Genomic DNA, 17,669 nt, shown 5'->3' with positions numbered 1-17,669 from the left:
TCTGTAGCGACGCCGCTTTCGGCATCACAAAATGATTGCGATGTAACCATCGACAAGTTTCAGATGATCGCTACCGAAAACGGCCGCAAGAATGGCACGTCCAGCGCGGATACCCTTCGGCGAGGGTGTCGAAACACCACTTGTGGCGGAATATCAGCGACCGCCGTGTGGCTCGAAGTCTGGGATACCCGTCGATCCAAGTCTCGCCATTCCTAGTTCACCCTCTTTTGCCCTGGTTCGTATATAAACTCGGGTTGTTTTAGGAGATGATATAGCGATATCTGGCAGACGAAAGGTCCAAAATCCATGAAAACGAAAGGACCAGTTAAGGCACGCACGCATTTGTCGCAGCCGGCCCGCTGACTTAAAAATCTGCCAACTCTGGCGCAGCCGCCGCTCGGTAAAAGCATAGGCCATAATCTGTTTGGTACGCGATTGCACCAACAGAAGCGAGCCATGCCAATTGCATGCTTTACTCCTTCATCGCTGGTGCAGGAGACCAAAACGGTCGGGGCTTGGATTAGCAATCAGCAAACCGGCGCTCACTTGGGCAAGTTCGCCGGGGCGCGGAACTCCAAGCGTTCCTGTTGTCGCTTGCCTGTAGTGAAGACTGTATTTCAAAGCCCATGCGTCGGAGAAGCGCAATCGCATTTCTGCAAAATCGCCAGATCGGACGGTTGTGGCGGACAAAGGCCGCTGATGGCGACTGTATCGGGGAGGTTATCGAGCCCTTCGCAAAGCTGACGTCAAGCTCACTCTTTTTGCGTGCACGCGTCGCCGTACCTCTAATGGTCTTGCGGCCCTCAAGGAAATCTCCTGAGGACCTTTATCGGGCCAACACCAAACCTTTGTTATGCCGGCTGAGAAGCGAAACCAAAGTATGCAGCATCCAAGTCGCGCTCGTCCAACAGATTGTCCGGCGTGGCTTCCAGTACCACGTTTCCGTTTCGCACCACGTATATTCGGTTGGCGAGTTCCATCATTCTTCGGGTGGACTGCTCTACGATGAGAAGCGTCAATCCATTTTTATTCAAATGGCGCAAGCTCTCGTAGACCTGGTCTATTACCAGTGGGGCGAGCCCAAGGGAGGGCTCGTCAATCATGAGGAGGGATGGACGCTGCAGAATGGCCCGGGCGATAGCCAGTTGTTGCTGTTCTCCCCCTGAAAGATGACCGGCAATGCCGTTTAGACGGTCTCGCAAAATTGGAAAGGTATCAAGCACCAGCTCCATATCTGCCCTCACTTCGGAGGAATTTCTCCTCACCAGCGAACCGACAAGCAGGTTTTCCTGCACGGTGAGCGTCTTAAATATATGCCTGCCCTCGGGGATGAGAGCCAGACCGCTCCGGCAGATATGCTCGGGTGAATTCCCAACTACGCTCTTGCCGAGAAAGGAGATATCACCCGAGGTGGGGGAAATGAGACCGGAAACTGCCTTCAAAAGCGTGGATTTACCAGCGCCATTAGGGCCGACCACAAAGACAATTTCACCTTTGCGGACAGTTATGTCTATTCCTTTAAGTGCTGTAAGACGGCCGTACCCCGCGACGATCTGCTGGACTTCAAGCATGTGACTCTCCAATCAACTATACGAGGCTCCGATCAGCATCCGCATTGAAATGCCAATCGTATCACGGTTCGCCTCCTCCATAGGCGGCGGCGAACTCAAACGGTCATTCGACCGATCATATTGCATCCGGTTCTGAACCAAGGCGGGTGCTACAGGTAGTCTACGATCCCACCTTCCACACGCAGTGAAGCCCCGGTCGTGGCTGAGGCCTGTATTGAGCAGGCATATACCACCATGTTGGCCACTTCCTCGCCCGTGGCGGCGCGGCGGATAATTGAAGACGGCCGGCTCTTCAGCACGAAATCGGTTGTCAGTGCCTCGACGGATTTTTCAGAATTCTCGTCGGCGCCGAGCATGGCGGCCACACCCTCGGATACCGTCGGGCCCGGTAGAACTGAATTCACGGTAACTCCGGTGCCAGCCATGCGTTTGGCTAGCCCGCGCGCCACGGATAAAATCCCCGTTTTCGTAAAGGCATAGTGAATGGAATCCGCAGGAACATTGAGAGCCGATTCAGATGAAATGAATACGGCCCTGCCCCAGCCCTTCTTCTGCATACCAGGAAGGTAGGCTCTTGAAAGCCGCACACCGGAAAGGACGTTCACTTCGAAGAGCCGTTCCCACAACATGTCGGGAGCCTCGAAGAAATCTTGAGGCCCATAGATGCCCAAATTGTTAATCAGGATGTCGCAGGCCGGATAAGCGTCGACAAGTGCGGCGCATCCCTCCGCGGATCCGAGATCTCCGGCAAAACCTGCAACAAACCCGATCGGCTGTTCGTCATCTATCGCAGCCACCGCCCTATCGACCGCCTGCTGGCTGCGGCCGTTGACAACGACATTGGCGCCGCTTGCGGCAAGGCCTTTTGCGATTGCAAGGCCGATGCCTGCGGTCGACCCAGTTATGACGGCTGTCTTGCCGGAAAGATCTATTTTCACGTTGCGCCTCCCTGACCATTTTTTAATTTAGCCCGTGCTTACTCTTTCACCCGGTAAGCACGGATCAGCTTGGGTATTGCCTCAACTGATAAAATCCTTCCTTACCTTGCACACATATGTGGACTTCGGATTCATGATCTGAGTTGCACGGCCTTCCGCGATCGACGATAGCAGCATGTAGGCATCCGGTTCTGAGAACCCGTACTCATCGGCAAGCCAGTAAATCATCTCGCGGTAAGCAACCCGCATCGCATCTTCGAGCGGTCGTCCCAAACCGACCGTGCCGATATGTGTTTCGTCTTCAAACCGAGGCCATGTCATTCGCGTCGGTCGATCCTTGATGTCGATTGCCAAGGTGATGCGTGCACCAACGTCGATGGCGCCAACGCCGCAGACTTCGCCGTCTCCCTGCCGGGCATGGCAGTCCCCGATGTAAAAATAGGCGCCATCCGCATTAACGGGAAGATATACCGTGCATCCCGGTCCCATCTCTTGCACGTCGATGTTGCCACCGTGTTCCCCATTATCGAGACTCAAAATGCTACCGTAGGCTGGGGCGACGCCGATAACGCCGGCCATCGGCGCCACGGGGAGCGTTCTTTTCTCGTCCCAGTGAATGAGGCCATCTGCGATCCGAACCGGCTTAAATCTCGAGAAGTCTCTTTCACGATTAAAAATCCACTCTTGGAACAATCCACTGTGGGGCATTAATCCCGTTAGCCCAATCTCGTCCAACTCCATGGACTTGATCCGCACGCCGATCATCTGACCGGCTTTGGCTCCTTTGACTTCGATCGGACCGGTTAGGGGATTGAAGAAAGGATAGCGGAAGTCATCAAGACTCAACTTAGCATCAAGCGACGTAACAAGTCCGCCATTGTAAGCGATCTCGCACTCAATCGTAACGTCTTCACCGGGAGATATCTGGTCGACGAAGTCGTCCGCTGTAGTCATTTGATATTTTAGGTTTTCTTTCTTGATCACCTTCGTCGTCATCATCATTCTCCATCAAAAAAAGTGCAGGGCGTCTTCGAGAGCCATTCAACTCCGATTAGGCAGCGTACAAATGCCAGTGTCCAATTGAAGACGTTTGCGCCGGTCGGTTCCCTCATTCGAATCCACGAGCTGCCTCCGCGTATTCGCACACCCGCGCCCACTGTAGCTCGCAGCCCGCCCCTGGCTGGTCCGACACCTGGAACTTTCCACGCTTTATGGTCGGAAACTCTGTCAGAAGTTTTCTGACGGGATCGGTGCCCGTGTGTTCGGGGATGTATTCCACAGCCATGACCGTGCTTTGCGCACACGCAATGTGAAGATGTAGATAGGGGAATACATGAGGAAGAACCCGCCTTCCATGAGCAGCAGCAAGTGCTATAGCATTCATTGCTGCCATAACACCTCCGCTTCCTGTTGCATCCACGCGCAGGACATCAACATTTTGGACAAGATCAAGGAAACCATAAGGATCAAGGACATCCTCGCCCACGGCAACCGGTGTTTTCAGCTTCGAACGCAGTTCACCAGCTAGACGCCACTGCTGCGGAAGAAACGGATCCTCGATAAAAGCCAGATTGAAGTCATCAATCCGTCTGCACGTTTCCAGCGCTTCCGATATCGACCGCCAGGACCAGTGAGCATCTACGGCCAGATTGACCTTGTCGGCGAACTTGGAGGCGAGGGCCTGAACAAATCTAGTATTCCCTCCGACATCCGGGCCCTTTATCATCACCTTCAATAGGGTCTCGCCATCCCCGCAATGACGTTCAATCTCATCTTCGATCTCCGCTATCGCACGCTCTGCATAGGAAAAGCCGACGACGGGCATGGCCGGCACCTCGGTACGCACACCACCCAACAAGATATATAAGGGAACGCCGGCAGCTTTTGCCGTAATGTCCCAGAGGGCCACATCGATAAGGCTGAGAGCTCTGACGTAGCCTGCTCTTGCAGGTATGTGACCTGCCTCGAACTCCAAATTGAAAGCCTGTCGCATCAGGGCATCTCGCCCGATCAGGCGCGGTGCAATCATCTGCAGCGCCTCGAACAGGTTGCTACCGCTCCGGTAACCTATTGAAAAACCTTCCAACCCCGTGTTCGTCACGACTCGCAAGCAGACGTAATCGCGGGTTTCGACCCGAACCGAGCCGAGAAGGACGGGTTTTTTGAGGGGAAGCCTACAAAGGGCGAGTTCCACTCGGTTGATCCTGATGCCGCCCGTCGTCATTCGGTCCTGCCCCACAATCTGGATTCTGGCCGCGGGGCAATCGGCGAAAAACGACCGGAAGACCCTGCGGCTATATTCAGTTTTACGCCCAGCGCTTGCGCGGCTCTGGCCTTAATCGTATCTGACAGGCTCGCCATGCCAGCCACTCTTGCGCTTGTTCCAATACGTCTCGCGCAACTTCTCGCTAATCGGACCCGGCCGGTCATTGTTCATGATCCTGCCATCTATCCGGCTTGCACCGATCACGCCGCCTGCTGTCGAGGTTACAAAGATCTCGTCAGCATCGCGAAACTCCTGGGCTGAGATCTTGCGAGCCTCAACCTTGATGCCAAGATCCCCGCAAAGCTCCAGCACCGATTGGCGACTAATGCCCTCGAGCATATTGTAGTCAGGCGTTGCGACCACTCCATCGACAACCATAAACACGTTAAAGCCAGGCCCCTCAGTGACATTCCCGTTAAGGTCAAGCAGAACCGGAAAATCCGCGCCCTTCTCTTCTGCCTCGAACATTGAGATGTTCATGTCGCCCCAATGAAAATTCTTGGCTGTCGCATCGACGCACTCATGCGGGATGCGAGGCGTGGACGAGATCATCATATGCATGCCCCGCTCGATCTTTTCGGCGGGAACGAGTGTTGAGAACGGCGCCGCGTAGCAGGCAAGATAGTTTCGGGCCTTGGCCGGATGCCGGACGCCGTGCCCCGCCTGGCCACGCAGGCAGTCCATTGCGACATATGCACTACGCAACTCCGACAATGCCATCAGCTTGTGTAGGATTTCCCGGATCTCATCATCGGTTTCCTTTGGCGTAAACCGGTAACGCTCAATCGAGCGACGAAATCGCGCTATGTGATCATCAAGTCGAAAAAAGACGCCATCCCATACGCTGACGACATCATAAACGACGTCCGACCGGCGGTAAGCCCAATCAGTCACTGGGACACGCGCCTCGGCAATTGGCATGAACTTACCATCGAGATAAGCCGCACCCGCAGACCATTGACTGACTTCCCCCTTTGCGGGTGCATCGCGGTAGTCGGCACTGACCATAGTTCCATCCTCTCTTATTGAACTTCACCGTCGCACCCTTAGGCGCTTGGTAATAACTACGCCTTATTTCAAAGGCATTTCTTCATACCACCTCAGAATACAGTGGTTTTGTTCTCCGACATTTATGTATTCTTGGATCGAGTTATTTATGCGTGAACTTTGAATAGGCGCTATTAGCGAATTTATTCGCTATAATACACATCCATAATGCAATATATTCGTGTTTGACAAAATTATTCTCCATGTGACATAGTAGAATTGTTGAAGCGCCCGCACCTAGCCGGCTCCTCCCGAGATAAGCTAGTTCCATGATTGGATACGCGAAAGGTCCAGTTTTTTGCGAAATAGAAGGTCCAGTTCTCATGCGGTCCGACTGCCGGTCGATGCGTTTTCAATCGACCGGACCAGTCGCGAACCAATTCAGCAACAGATTTACAGGGCCTTACGAGATCTAATTTTGCGAGGGGTGCTGACACCGGGGCTCAAGCTGCCGTCTTCAAGGGAGCTTTCACGAAACATTTTGGTCTCGCGGAATACTGTTGTGCGGGCCTACGAGCAGTTGAATAGCGAAGGATATGTCGAAACGCGACAAGGGGCGAAAACCTATGTTGCTAACATTCCGCCTCCTAGCTCGTTGGCGACGCGGCAGGACCTATCGAAGGCAACCGGGCACGTATCTCGATTCGCATCCGCGTTTGATTTAGAAACGAGAATGGATTTCAGTGCCGATCGATCCGCGTTACGCCCAAGTACGCCAGATGTTTCGGTCTTCCCGTTCAAGACATGGAACAGGCTGTTTGGAAAGCATTTGCTGCATCCCAATGTCGATCTCTTTAACTACAACTACGACCTTGGTTACCCGCCCCTACAAGAGGCCATTGCGAGGTATGTCCAAGCCTATCGAGGAGTTGTGTGCGAGCCTCAGCAGGTAGTTGTAACCAATGGCGCGCAGGCGGGACTCGATCTTCTTTCACGCATTCTGTTAGAGGACGGAGATGTCGTTTGGATGGAGGAGCCAGGTTACGTTAACGCACGGCTCGTATTCAGCGCGGCCGGCGCTAATATCGAGCCGCTGTATGTCACTGAAAGCGGTTGGGGCCTTCAAGAAGTACCCGAAGGAAACATTCGTCTAATCTATACCACCCCTTCCTGTCAGCATCCTCTTGGTTTGAGTATGCGTGTGGAACAGCGGCTGCGCTTACTTGAGATCGCCAACCGCAAGGCCGCGTGGATCATCGAGGACGACTTCGATAGTGAGTATCGTTTGTTTGGCAGATCGATTCCGGCGATGCAGGGAAATGACAATTTTGGGCTCACAATCTACGTAGGGACTTTTGCCAAAACCTTGTTTCCCGCAATCCGGATCGGATTCATGGTCGTGCCACAATCAATTTGCGAACAAGTCAAGAGAGCTGCGCTGTATTGCGGCCAGCAGGTAAGCTTACCCCTCCAAGCCACGCTTAGCGATTTCATCATGAACGGACATTTTGCAAGTCACCTGCGCCGCACGCGACGACTTTACTCCGAACGACGGGAGACATTCCTGAGGTTAGGCGAAAGATATTTAGGCGAGTGGATGGAACCTTTTGAAGCCGACGTCGGGATCCAGATCGCATTCCGATTTAAGCGTCAAGCCGACGACGTTGCAATCGCGAGCAAGGCTAATGATCTGCGACTTAATGTGATTCCGCTTTCGAGATACTATTATCGCGAGCCCGTTCGCGGCTTGCTGCTAGGATTCGCGGCGGTCGACGAACGGGCCATGCAAGTTCACTTAGGGCTGCTTGCCGAACTTATTAAAGAGCACGCTGCCTAAACCTTTAGGCAAATCTGAGACTTGATAAGGTTGCCGCGGGGGGCCGGTTCACGATGCCGTGCCAGTATGTTGAGGATTACAGTAACACCAATTGACCCTAAGAAGATTTTTAAAGAACGGTTCACAGGCCAAGCCTGCGGCTCGTCTCACCAGCGCCAGTGTGATGTCAGGTTAATCCTGACGAGTGCACATCAGGCCTGCTCGGAGTGATCAGGCGGCAATGCCGGCCATGTCCTTCCAGTGTGCGATCGCCCTGAGGCGATGCAGATGGACTTCGATTTGGCGCAAGTTTACATCAACAATCGCGACCGGCCACCGATGTCATGATACAAGGTTGGGCTTGGCGCCCTGCAATCGAAGCAAGACCGTCTTGAACGTTCTCGAACCGCTGGCTCGCTATGTCGTTCGGCCGAACTCGACCGGTTTCATGTGATAAAAGAATGAGGAAACCAGAACCCTTGTTCTGGAAGATATGGTCTCAATCAACGCCGATAGCGCTCCTGCTTCAAGCTTTCCAGTCACACACGATCTTTTTCAGGGGTACTGACCAGCTTCGCGGCGTCGATATTTGCCTTCCGAAGAGCAGAGTTCATCGTTTTCCCAGATGCGATTTCTGCAGCCAGCACGCCAATGAATTCGTCACCGGCGCCATGGGTGCTTTCAACAAAGACCTTAACGGCCTCAATAAGGATTTCATCCCCTTGGCGATCTGCAAAAGCGACACCGGCACCACCTGCGGTCACCACGACCTCGGGAAAGACATTCGCAAGCCTCTTTGCAGCTTCCAGAGCGCCAGCGAGTGTTTCTACGACTGGAACCCCTGCCAGCATTTCCGCTTCTATTGCGTTGACGACGAGGATATCGATGAGCGGCTGAAGATCGGCCGATAGCGGACGCGCCGGCGCAGCATTGATCAGCACACGGCCGCCGCCTCGTTTTACAGCCCGTGCCGCCGCGACGTTGGCGGCGTCGGGAATTTCGCTCTGCAGAACGAGCAGCGTTGTCTTTTTCAGAAGATCATGGGCGGCAGCAACATCGGCCTCGCCAAGGGTGAGATTGCTTCCGGAGACGATGACGGCGCCGTAGTCTCCCTCAGCATCGAAGATCGCGACACTCATGCCGGTGGATTGTGATGAATTGCGCCGAACGAAGGTGTGATCGACATTCTTGCGCTCGAGATTTGTAATAAGAAACCGCCCAAAGTCGTCGTCGGCGACCGCCCCTATCATCGCCGTCGCAACACCGGTTCGAGCCGACGAAACAGCCTGGTTGCCGCCCTTGCCGCCGCTTTTCGGGTGCCAGGAGGTCCCCGTCACTGTTTCACCCTTGCGTGGCCGGGCCGGTCCCATGACGGCGATGTCGTAATGGAGGCTGCCAAAGACAGTGACGAGGGGTGCAAATGTCATGGAAGTCGATCTTTTCGTTTGGACGCGACGGCGGACATCGTCCGCTCGAGATTGCGTTCGGCAGCCTTATAGTCACGCTGAGCAACGGCAACGAAAACTGCGTCCAGGATGTTGAGCTGCGCGATGCGCGCGGCTGCGTTTTCCCCCATCAAGGGAGAACCTTGCGCGGTGGAACAAAGCACCACGTCAGCTGCCTGCGCCAATGGAGATGCGTTGTAGTTAGTGATGGCGATTGTTCGAGCACCGTTCCGGCGGGCAAGCTGGACAGCGTCGATGACCGCGGTGGTATTGCCCGAATGCGAAAAGCCGATTGCAATGTCTCCGTCCACTAACAAGGACGCCGACATCAACATCATGTGAGAGTCATCGAAGACGCTAGCGCGCACGCCGATCCGCAAGAATTTGTGCGATACGTCCCGCGCAATCTGGGCCGAGCCGCCCACACCATAGAAATCACGGTTTTTGGCCCGGTGGATCAGATCCGCCGCCCTGTCGAACGCCTCCATGTCGAGTATCGACAATGTTTCTTCCAGGGCATTGATCGAGGTGCGAAAGACCTTTTGCACGATCTCCTGCGACGTATCGTCGACCGAGAGTTCCTGGTGCATTTCGGCCGTGGGCTGGCGGTTATACTGGCTGACCGCCGCACGGAAATCCCGGTATCCGGCAAAGCCGAGTTTCTTGGTGATCTTCACCACCATGGCTTCCGAAACACCGGCATCGTCTGCAATCTGTTTCAGAGACGTGTCGTCGCCGAAGTCGCGCAACGCAAAAACCGTATCAACAACCTTTGCTTCGAGCGGTGTCAGCAAGGGCATCATCATGCGGATGCGAGGGCCGACGGCCTTCGTGTCGAAGTTTTCGGTATTCATTCTCGTCCCCTCGTGGCGCGATCGATCATCATCGCGACGAGGATTATAAGACCGGTTGCAAGCAGTTGATAGAAGGCCTGGACGTTCATCAACGTGAGACCATTGCGCATGGTGCCGAGAATGATGGCGCCAAGGATCGTTCCCAGAATACTGCCCTTGCCGCCCATCAGTGAGGCTCCGCCGATGGCCGCTGCGGCGATCGCATCGAGCTCCCACAGGTTGCCGAGGATTGGTTCGGCAGCACCCAGGCGCCCGATCAGGATGAGCGAAGCAAGGGCCGCGAGGCCGCCAGAGATGACGTAGGCCGTGATTTTCGTGCGGGCGATCGGGACGCCGGCGACGTAGGCAGCTTCCTCGTTACCGCCGACGGCCAGGAGATACTCGCCGATCGGCGTTTTCTTGAGCAGGATCCAGGCGGCCAGCGCCACGACGGCAACGATCAGAACAGGTGTCGGAATACCCACCAGGTTTCCATTGAAGAGCGATCGAAAACCCGCCGGGATGCCAAGAACGGGATTGCCGCCCGTATAGATCAGCGCGAGCGCGCGGTACGTGCTCAACGTTCCGAGCGTGACGATGAAAGGCTGCAGACCGACATAGGCGACCAGGACTCCGTTTATGAAACCGCAGGCCATGCCGATCCCAAGTCCCGTCAGGATCGCAAGCGGAACCGGAGTTCCGGATAGAAGCAGGGTCGCCGTGATGACCGCCGATATCGCGGCGGTAGGCCCAACGGACAGGTCGATACCGCCCGATATGATCACCAACGTCATGCCGAGCGCCAGACAGGCGTTGATGCTGGATTGCTGCAGGATATTGACGAGGTTGCGCTCGGATATGAAGCCGGGAACCAATGTCGCAAACACCGCCATGATGACGACGAGGCCGATCAGCGTGCCGGCGTCTCTCAAAGAAAACGAGAAGCGGCCGAATGCGGGGGAAAGTTTCGTGTCGGCGGCGGCCGGTGAATTGCTCATAACGTGTTCCTTTATGTCGTCCACGCCTACGCGGCCGGAGCTGGCGCGCGTCCGGTGTTTGCACCTGGAATGGCATGCGCCACGATGGCACTTTCGGTGAGGTCAGCGCGTGCGATTTCCGCGGCAATCTGCCCGTCCCGCATGACAAGGACGCGATCGGAAAGCCGGATGACTTCCGGCAGTTCGGAAGAGACCACCACGATGGAATGCCCATCGGCGGCCAGCGCCTCGATCAGGTGATAGATTTCCGCCTTGGCGCCGACATCGATGCCGCGGGTCGGCTCGTCGAACAGGAGAACCTGCGATTTGCTTGCCAGCCAGCGGGCGATGATCGCTTTCTGCTGATTGCCACCGCTGAAGAGCCGGATCGGTCTGTCCAACTGGAAAGGCCTGAGATTGACCCGGCGCAGCAGGTCCTGAGCCGCGTTGCGCAACTTGCCGCTCTGAAGGATGCCGGCTTTGGAGAAGCTTCCGAGCGAGGCAAGTGCCATGTTGATGGTGACCGAGCGGACGGGGATGATCCCCTCCCGCTTGCGCTCTTCAGGAACGAGACCAATGCCGGCGGAGATGGCGTCACGGGGATTGCGCAGGTTGACTGTTTTGCCGTCTATGTCGATCGTGCCTGCCGTCAGTCTGTCGGCTCCTGCCACAAGGCGCAGGAGTTCCGTCCGGCCGGATCCGACGAGCCCGGCAATGCCAAGAACCTCACCACGGTGAAGTTTGAAGGATGCGTCCGTGATTTTCGTCAGCGACGAGAGCCCCCGCGCCTCGAGTTTCACCGTCGCGGTGGCGTGTGAGACATGCTGCTCCTGCATCAGCTCACGGCCGACCATCATTGTGATGACGTCCTGATGGGAAGCCGTCTGTACGTCCACTGCACCGACAAGCTTGCCGTCGCGCATGACACTGGCGCGCTGGCAGATGCGGAACACTTCGTCCATCTTGTGCGAGACATAGATAATCGCCACGCCACTGGCCGATAGCTTTGTTATGACCTCGGCCAGCCGTTCGAACTCACTGGGCGTCAGACTGGATGTCGGTTCATCCATGGCGATGATTCTGGCGCGGTCGAGCAATGCCCGGGCAATCTCGACGATCTGACGCTGCGCCACCTTGAGCGAAGAGATCGGGGCGGCGGGATCGATGCCGGGTTCGATCATCGACAATGCTTCCGCAGCCCGCCGCTCCTGCTCGCGCCTCGAAACGAACAGCCCGCCCACGGTCGTCAGCGGATGGCCGAGGAACATGTTCTGGGCGACACTCAGATGCGGTACCTGCTGCAGTTCCTGGTGGATCATGGCGATGCCGACGCCACGCGCATCCATCGGCTTGCGAAAGGAGACATTTTCGCCGTCGACAAACATAGCCCCGGAGGTTGGACGAAAGACGCCGGACAGAATGCGCAGCAGTGTGGACTTTCCGGCGCCGTTTTCACCGAGGAGCCCATGGATTTCGCCGGGCGCGACATCGAAGGAGACGTCGGACAGTGCGTTCACGCCGGGAAAGCTCTTCGATATCGTTTCGAATCTCAGTCTCGGTGCCATTACGTCACCCCCTTCCATTGGCAAAGAGATGCCGGCCAGAATGACCGGCATCTTTGTCAGTCGGCGATCAATTCGCCGCCGCGTCTTGCATCAGGACCGCACGCACATCGACGCCCTCGCCCTGATAGCGGGCGACATTGTCCTTGGTGATGAGCGCTTGCGGCGTGGCGACGACGCGGGGCAGTTTCTGGCCGGCAACGAGACGCAAGGCGGCTTCAAGAGCTACCTCGCCGGTCAGCACCGGGAAGCTGTCAACGGTGCCCGTCAGCTCGCCGGCCTTGATCGACGTATAGGCGTCGGAAATTCCGTCCGTCCCGAACACCGCGACCTTGTCCTGAAGGCCGGCCGCCTTGACGGCCTCAACGATGCCGAGTGCCATGCCGTCATTGTTGGCATAGAAGCCGATCAGGTCGGGATGCTGCTGCAGGATGTTGGTGGCTGCATCATAGGAGGTCTGGCGATCCCAGTTGCCGGGAACGCTGGCGACAACTTCGAACTTGCCGCCTTCGCTGATCGTCGACTTGAATCCATCGGTACGCTGGACAGCGGCGTAGACACCGGCCTGGCCCTCGACGATGGCAACCTTGCCACCTTCAGGACGGTTCTCGATGAACCATTTCGCCACGCGCACGCCATTGTCGCGCTGGACGTTGCCGACATAGTGTTCCGCCTGCGGAATGACCGCATCGTTGACGTTGACGACCGGAACGCCTGCCGTCTTCGCCTGTTCGATGACCGGCTGAAGGTTGGCGTCGGTCTGCGGCGAGACCAGGAGGACGTTGTATCCCTGGGTGATCAGCCCCTCGGCGATCGTCAGCTGACCCAGCTGGTCGCCTTCGCTCTGCGCTGCCTGATAGACCACGGGCACGCCGACCTTGTCGCCGAACTTCGTGTAGCCTTCGCCCAGCGAGCGCCAGTATTCGTTGGTCAGCGTCTTGGACACGGCACCGGCCTTGGTACCTTCCGGCAGCTTGGGAAACGCGCCGAGCTTGGCTTCGAGCTCGGACCAGTCCATGCGGTCCTTTTCCGTGTCGGAGTTCAGCGGGGCCAGATCCTGCGCGATCGCGGCGCTGAACAGGAAACTGGCAGCCAGACCTGCGGCAACAGTCGTCTTCAAAAATGTCTTCATCGGTTCCTCCCGAGTGTGAAATTGACACGCCGTCCGGCGTGCTGCGGTGTTGGAGTCAAGCCCCCGCGCCAAGCATCACTTCTTGAATGATTGCCTGGGCGGAAACGGCATCCTGACGGTCAATCGCACCCGACAGGCGATTGTCCTGCTCAAGGCGGTCCACGACAGCAAGCATGCGCTTGACGGTCTGGATGTTCACCTCGCATTCGTGGACCGGATCGAGGCCGGTCATATCCGGGAACGTGTCGAAGTAGATCGCGCCGTCATAACCGTCCTTGCGGATCTGGCGCAGCAGTTCGATCGTCTGTTGTGTATGAACGGCGCCGACCATCAGGCCATCGTCACGCTTGGCATAGCCGTCGTTCAGATGAACGCCGAGAACACGGCTGTAGCGCGCTATCAGCGCCGCCGCGAAGGCCGGCTGCTCATCCGCATAAAGGACGTGGGCAAAGTCGAGCGTGACGCCGAGGTTCGGCAGCCCGACCTCCTTGATCGCCAGCAGTGTCGTGGCGCAATCGGGCATCAGGCTGTAGGAACGCGGCTCGTTCGGCTTATACTCGATGCTGATCTGGCAATCCGGGTCATGCTCACAGACTTCACGAATTCCGGCAATCTCGTGTTGCCACAATGTTGCATAGTCAGCCTGAAAGGCATAGTCGAAGCCGTCCTGACCAAGCCAGATGGTCATCAGATTGCTGCCGGCTTCTCTTGTCGCATCGATCCCCTTCTTCGTCAGTTCAATCGCTTCGCGACGAACCGCACCATCGGGGTTGGTGAAGGCTCCGATCTTGAAAGCTGGGTTTGTGTAGTAGCGCATCGCAAAACCATTGATCGCAAGGCCCATATCCCCGATGTTCCTCGCCAGTTCGCGGGGGCTTTCAGAGACGTGGTCGGGATAATTGAGATCGAGATCCGTCAGGCCCTCCACCTTTGCAGCGCGAGCGACCATCTGCGTCACGGTCGGCTTCCCCGAAAGTTCGGGCCATTCGGCCTGCGGCCGGGAGGCAAAGGAGTTGAGGCGGGTGGCGAATTTCAAATTGGTCACTGGACTACGCTCGCATCGTTAGCTGTAGTCACTACTTCACATAAACATGACGTGTTGTAAAGTTATGAAATGTTGTGCGGCGCAGCAAATCGAACGTATCGCACTTCCTTGCTTCGCATTGAGTGCGGTTCAAGCGATCCCAGTTTCCGGGCTGGCTGGCGACGAGTTCGAGCTTGGCGTATTTCTTCAGCTCTTCGGTTCCTCCTGCATAAAACCATGTAGAATTTCTAATCAATTTCTCTGAGTTTCTAAATTGAGCTAATCCCTCATTGCCCCTACTGTTTCTTCACAAGCCGCTGTGGGAGGTGGCTGAGAAAGACGCTGGCACGCTGCCACCGCCTTCCGGAGGAGAACTACCATTATCAGACCGTTGGGACCGGAAGGGCGATCTTGCCCGACAGCCGGCAGCCCTTGCGACTGTTCATGGCTCCGGCCGGGAGTTATTCCCTAGCCGAGGATACACAGATGAATCTCTACTCTTTACTTTCACTGCGCGCCGCCAATGGACGCCCGGTCCGGGTTGGTCTGATCGGGGCCGGTAAATTCGGATCGATGGTGCTCGCCCAGGCCCAGCGTATCGAGGGTCTGCACATGGTCGCCGTTGCGGATCTCGACGTGTCCAAGGCACGGGAATCGATGAACCGTGTTGGCTGGCCAAAGGAGCGCTATGCCGCAACCAGTTGCGCCGACGCCATCAAGAGCGGTACCACCTTCATTTCCGATGACGTGAAAGCGATGCTCCAATGCGGCGAAATCGAATGCGTCATTGAAGCGACGGGGCATCCCATTGCCGGCACACGCCACGCACTTCTGGCCATCGAACACAACAAGCATGTCGTCATGGTCAATGTCGAAGCGGACGTGATGGTTGGCCCGATCCTTGCCGAGAAAGCCAGGGCAAAGGGATTGATCTATTCCATGGCTTATGGCGACCAACCGGCGCTGATCTGCGAACTGGTCGACTGGGCTCGCGCAACCGGCTTCGAGGTCACGTCCGCCGGCAAGGGCATGAATTTCGAGCCGCGCTATCGTTATTCGACGCCGGATACGGTCTGGGGACTGTTTGGCTGGACCGAGGAACAGGTCGCTGCAGACAACCTCAACCCGAAGCTTTACAATTCCTTCACGGACGGCACGAAGGCGGCGATCGAAATGGCGGCGGTGGCCAATGGCACCGGGCTGGATTGCCCGGACGACGGCCTCGCCTTCCCTCCGGCCGGCCTGCATGATCTCGCGCGCGTTTTTCGCCCGGTCTCCGATGGCGGCCGTATGGCACGCTCAGGCCTCGTCGACATTGCCGCCAGCCAGGAGCCGGATGGCCGCGAAGTCTTCAACAACATCCGCTATGGCGTCTTTGTGACCTTCAAGGCGCACAATGAATATGCCCGCGCCTGCTTCAAACAGTATGGCCTCCTGACCGATCCGTCGGGCTGGTATGCGTCCATGTGGCGCCCGTTCCACATCATCGGCCTCGAAACCTCGATCAGCGTCTTGTCCGCGGTCCTGCGCAACGAGCCGACGGGTTGTTCGAAGGAATTCCGCGGTGACGCCGTGGCAACCGCCAAGAAAGACATGCAGCCCGGCGAGATGCTCGACGGCGAAGGTGGCTATGCCGTCTGGGCCAATGCCATTCCGGCAGCGCGCAGTCTCGATCTCAAGGCGCTGCCGATCGGTCTTGCCCACAATGTCAAGCTGAAGCGGCCGATCAAGAAAGATCAGATCGTCTCGTTCGACGACGTGGAAATCGTCAACGATCTCGATGTCGTCAAGCTGCGGCAGGAAATGGAAGACCGCTTCCGTCCCGCCAAAAGCGTTGCGGCGTGAGCGAGAGAGAGCCACATGAGCCATTCACAAGCTTTCGTTGTCATTGCCGAGTTTCAGGTGAAGCCGGAGAAAATGGACGCCTTTCTCGAGGCGGCCTATAACGATGCCCGGCACTCGGTGGCAGACGAGCCGGCGTGCCGGCAGTTCGACGTCATTCGGCCGGAAGCTTCCAGCGATACCGTGCTCTTCTATGAGGTCTATGATAGCCGCGCGGCCTTCGACGCGCATCTGGAAACGCTGCACCTTGCCCGGTTCCGGGAGGCTTTCCCGCCTCTGATCGTCGAGGAGCGGCCCGTCCGCTTCTCGAGCCGCCAGTATCCTTGATTTCGGCGATGGGAGGTTTGCATGGGTGACGTCGTAAAGCATATCGCAGTGATCGGTACCGGCATCATGGGCAAGCCCATGGCGGGGCGCCTTGCGGATGCAGGGTACGGCGTCACCGTCTGGAACCGCACCCCGGAAAAGGCGGCTGCGCTTGGCGCCCGCGGGATAGGGAGTGCGGAGAGCCCCGCGGAAGCAGCCTCCCATGCCGATGTCGTGATCTGCATGCTTAGTTCCGGGCCTGTCTGCGACGCCCTCCTGCTCGGGGCAAATGGTGTTATTGCCGCAATGCAGGCGAATGCCACCTTGATCGTGATGAGTTCGATCCCGGTCGAGACTGCCGTTGCACAGGGTCGCGCGGCGGCAGAGCGCGGCCTCGCCTATATCGATGCACCGGTCTCCGGCGGGGAGAAAGGTGCAACGGACGGCACGCTGGCGATCATGGCCGGCGGAGATCCAGGCGCGATCGAGGCAATTCGGCCGGTCTTTGACTGTCTGGGCCGGGTGACCCATGTCGGTCCGATCGGAACCGGCGAACTCACCAAGCTTGCCAACCAGCTGATTGTCGCCTCGAACATCTGCGCCGTCGCCGAGGCACTCACGCTTGCGACACGCGGCGGTGCCGACCCCGCGCGGGTGCGGGAGGCGCTTCTCGGCGGTTTTGCCGACTCGGCCGTCTTTCGCCAGCACGGCCTGCGCATGGTGGAGGGAAACTTCACCCCCGGCGGACGTGCGAAATACCAGGTCAAAGACACTTCGACCGCGCTCGGTTTTGCCCGCGTCCACGGTTTGAAACTACCGGTCAGCGAGGAGGTTGACCGGCTCTTCCAGGCCATGGTCGACAACGGCGACGGCGATCTGGACCACAGCGGCATCATCCGCGAACTGCAACGCATGAATCCACGCTGAGAGTGCAGCCGCACTTTCAGGTTTGACCATCAAAGGGAGGAAC

General features: G+C 57.2%; 15 protein-coding genes. 4 read left to right on the top strand and 11 right to left on the bottom strand.

Features of this window, described 5'->3' with window-relative positions; all coding sequences use genetic code 11:
- Positions 1–851: 851 nt before the first annotated feature.
- The 5 genes from ACSQ2W_RS25970 to ACSQ2W_RS25950 all read right to left on the bottom strand — a co-directional run bounded on the left by ACSQ2W_RS25970 (position 852) and on the right by ACSQ2W_RS25950 (position 5,783).
- Positions 852–1,571, bottom strand: a complete 720-nt coding sequence (locus ACSQ2W_RS25970; protein WP_436089054.1) for an ABC transporter ATP-binding protein — start codon at positions 1,569–1,571, stop codon at positions 852–854.
- Between the two features lie 149 nt (positions 1,572–1,720).
- Positions 1,721–2,509, bottom strand: coding sequence for an SDR family NAD(P)-dependent oxidoreductase (locus ACSQ2W_RS25965; RefSeq protein ID WP_436089053.1), 789 nt, complete (start codon positions 2,507–2,509; stop codon positions 1,721–1,723).
- 81 nt (positions 2,510–2,590) lie between these two features.
- Positions 2,591–3,505, bottom strand: a complete 915-nt coding sequence (locus ACSQ2W_RS25960) for an acetamidase/formamidase family protein (protein ID WP_436089052.1) — start codon at positions 3,503–3,505, stop codon at positions 2,591–2,593.
- Between the two features lie 112 nt (positions 3,506–3,617).
- Positions 3,618–4,733 carry a mandelate racemase/muconate lactonizing enzyme family protein gene (locus tag ACSQ2W_RS25955; protein ID WP_436089051.1) on the bottom strand — a complete coding sequence of 372 codons (1,116 nt, stop codon included), beginning with the start codon at positions 4,731–4,733 and terminating at the stop codon, positions 3,618–3,620.
- 111 nt (positions 4,734–4,844) lie between these two features.
- On the bottom strand, positions 4,845–5,783 hold the full coding sequence (locus tag ACSQ2W_RS25950; RefSeq protein ID WP_436089050.1) for an aminotransferase class IV: 939 nt from the start codon (positions 5,781–5,783) through the stop codon (positions 4,845–4,847).
- A gap of 337 nt (positions 5,784–6,120) precedes the next feature.
- On the opposite strand from ACSQ2W_RS25950, the gene ACSQ2W_RS25945 reads away from it, so the two are divergent.
- Positions 6,121–7,599 (top strand): PLP-dependent aminotransferase family protein, encoded by a 1,479-nt coding sequence (locus ACSQ2W_RS25945; protein ID WP_436089049.1) that lies wholly within the window; start codon positions 6,121–6,123, stop codon positions 7,597–7,599.
- Between the two features lie 518 nt (positions 7,600–8,117).
- On the opposite strand, the gene ACSQ2W_RS25940 is transcribed toward ACSQ2W_RS25945, so the two are convergent.
- The 6 genes from ACSQ2W_RS25940 to ACSQ2W_RS25915 form a co-directional block, all read right to left on the bottom strand.
- The gene (locus ACSQ2W_RS25940) at positions 8,118–9,005 is read right to left on the bottom strand and encodes a PfkB family carbohydrate kinase (protein ID WP_436089048.1); all 888 of its coding nucleotides are present in this window, start codon (positions 9,003–9,005) and stop codon (positions 8,118–8,120) included.
- A complete protein-coding gene (locus ACSQ2W_RS25935; protein WP_436089047.1) occupies positions 9,002–9,877 on the bottom strand; it encodes a MurR/RpiR family transcriptional regulator in 876 nt (291 codons plus the stop codon). Before ACSQ2W_RS25935 ends, ACSQ2W_RS25940 begins: the two co-directional genes overlap by 4 nt.
- Complete coding sequence (locus ACSQ2W_RS25930; protein WP_436089046.1) at positions 9,874–10,854, bottom strand: ABC transporter permease; 981 nt, start codon at positions 10,852–10,854, stop codon at positions 9,874–9,876. The genes ACSQ2W_RS25935 and ACSQ2W_RS25930 overlap by 4 nt, the downstream gene beginning before the upstream one ends.
- A 26-nt stretch (positions 10,855–10,880) precedes the next feature.
- Complete coding sequence (locus ACSQ2W_RS25925) at positions 10,881–12,398, bottom strand: sugar ABC transporter ATP-binding protein (RefSeq protein ID WP_436089045.1); 1,518 nt, start codon at positions 12,396–12,398, stop codon at positions 10,881–10,883.
- A 67-nt stretch (positions 12,399–12,465) separates the two neighbouring features.
- Positions 12,466–13,527, bottom strand: a complete 1,062-nt coding sequence (locus ACSQ2W_RS25920) for a sugar ABC transporter substrate-binding protein (protein ID WP_436089044.1) — start codon at positions 13,525–13,527, stop codon at positions 12,466–12,468.
- Positions 13,528–13,582: 55 nt separating this feature from the next.
- Positions 13,583–14,563, bottom strand: a complete 981-nt coding sequence (locus ACSQ2W_RS25915) for a sugar phosphate isomerase/epimerase family protein (protein WP_436089134.1) — start codon at positions 14,561–14,563, stop codon at positions 13,583–13,585.
- A gap of 474 nt (positions 14,564–15,037) precedes the next feature.
- On the opposite strand from ACSQ2W_RS25915, the gene ACSQ2W_RS25910 reads away from it, so the two are divergent.
- The 3 genes from ACSQ2W_RS25910 to ACSQ2W_RS25900 are packed head-to-tail and all read left to right on the top strand — an operon-like array spanning position 15,038 to position 17,626.
- Positions 15,038–16,396 carry an NAD(P)H-dependent oxidoreductase gene (locus tag ACSQ2W_RS25910; protein ID WP_436089043.1) on the top strand — a complete coding sequence of 453 codons (1,359 nt, stop codon included), beginning with the start codon at positions 15,038–15,040 and terminating at the stop codon, positions 16,394–16,396.
- 15 nt (positions 16,397–16,411) lie between these two features.
- Positions 16,412–16,720 (top strand): putative quinol monooxygenase, encoded by a 309-nt coding sequence (locus ACSQ2W_RS25905; RefSeq protein ID WP_436089042.1) that lies wholly within the window; start codon positions 16,412–16,414, stop codon positions 16,718–16,720.
- 21 nt (positions 16,721–16,741) lie between these two features.
- Complete coding sequence (locus tag ACSQ2W_RS25900; RefSeq protein WP_436089041.1) at positions 16,742–17,626, top strand: NAD(P)-dependent oxidoreductase; 885 nt, start codon at positions 16,742–16,744, stop codon at positions 17,624–17,626.
- Positions 17,627–17,669: the final 43 nt, after the last annotated feature.

The sequence above is a fragment of the Pararhizobium sp. LjRoot255 genome, assembly GCF_964252905.1.
Taxonomy (GTDB): domain Bacteria; phylum Pseudomonadota; class Alphaproteobacteria; order Rhizobiales; family Rhizobiaceae; genus Pararhizobium.
Note: the sequence above shows the minus strand (reverse complement) of the source record. Positions and strands in the feature narration are given on the sequence as shown.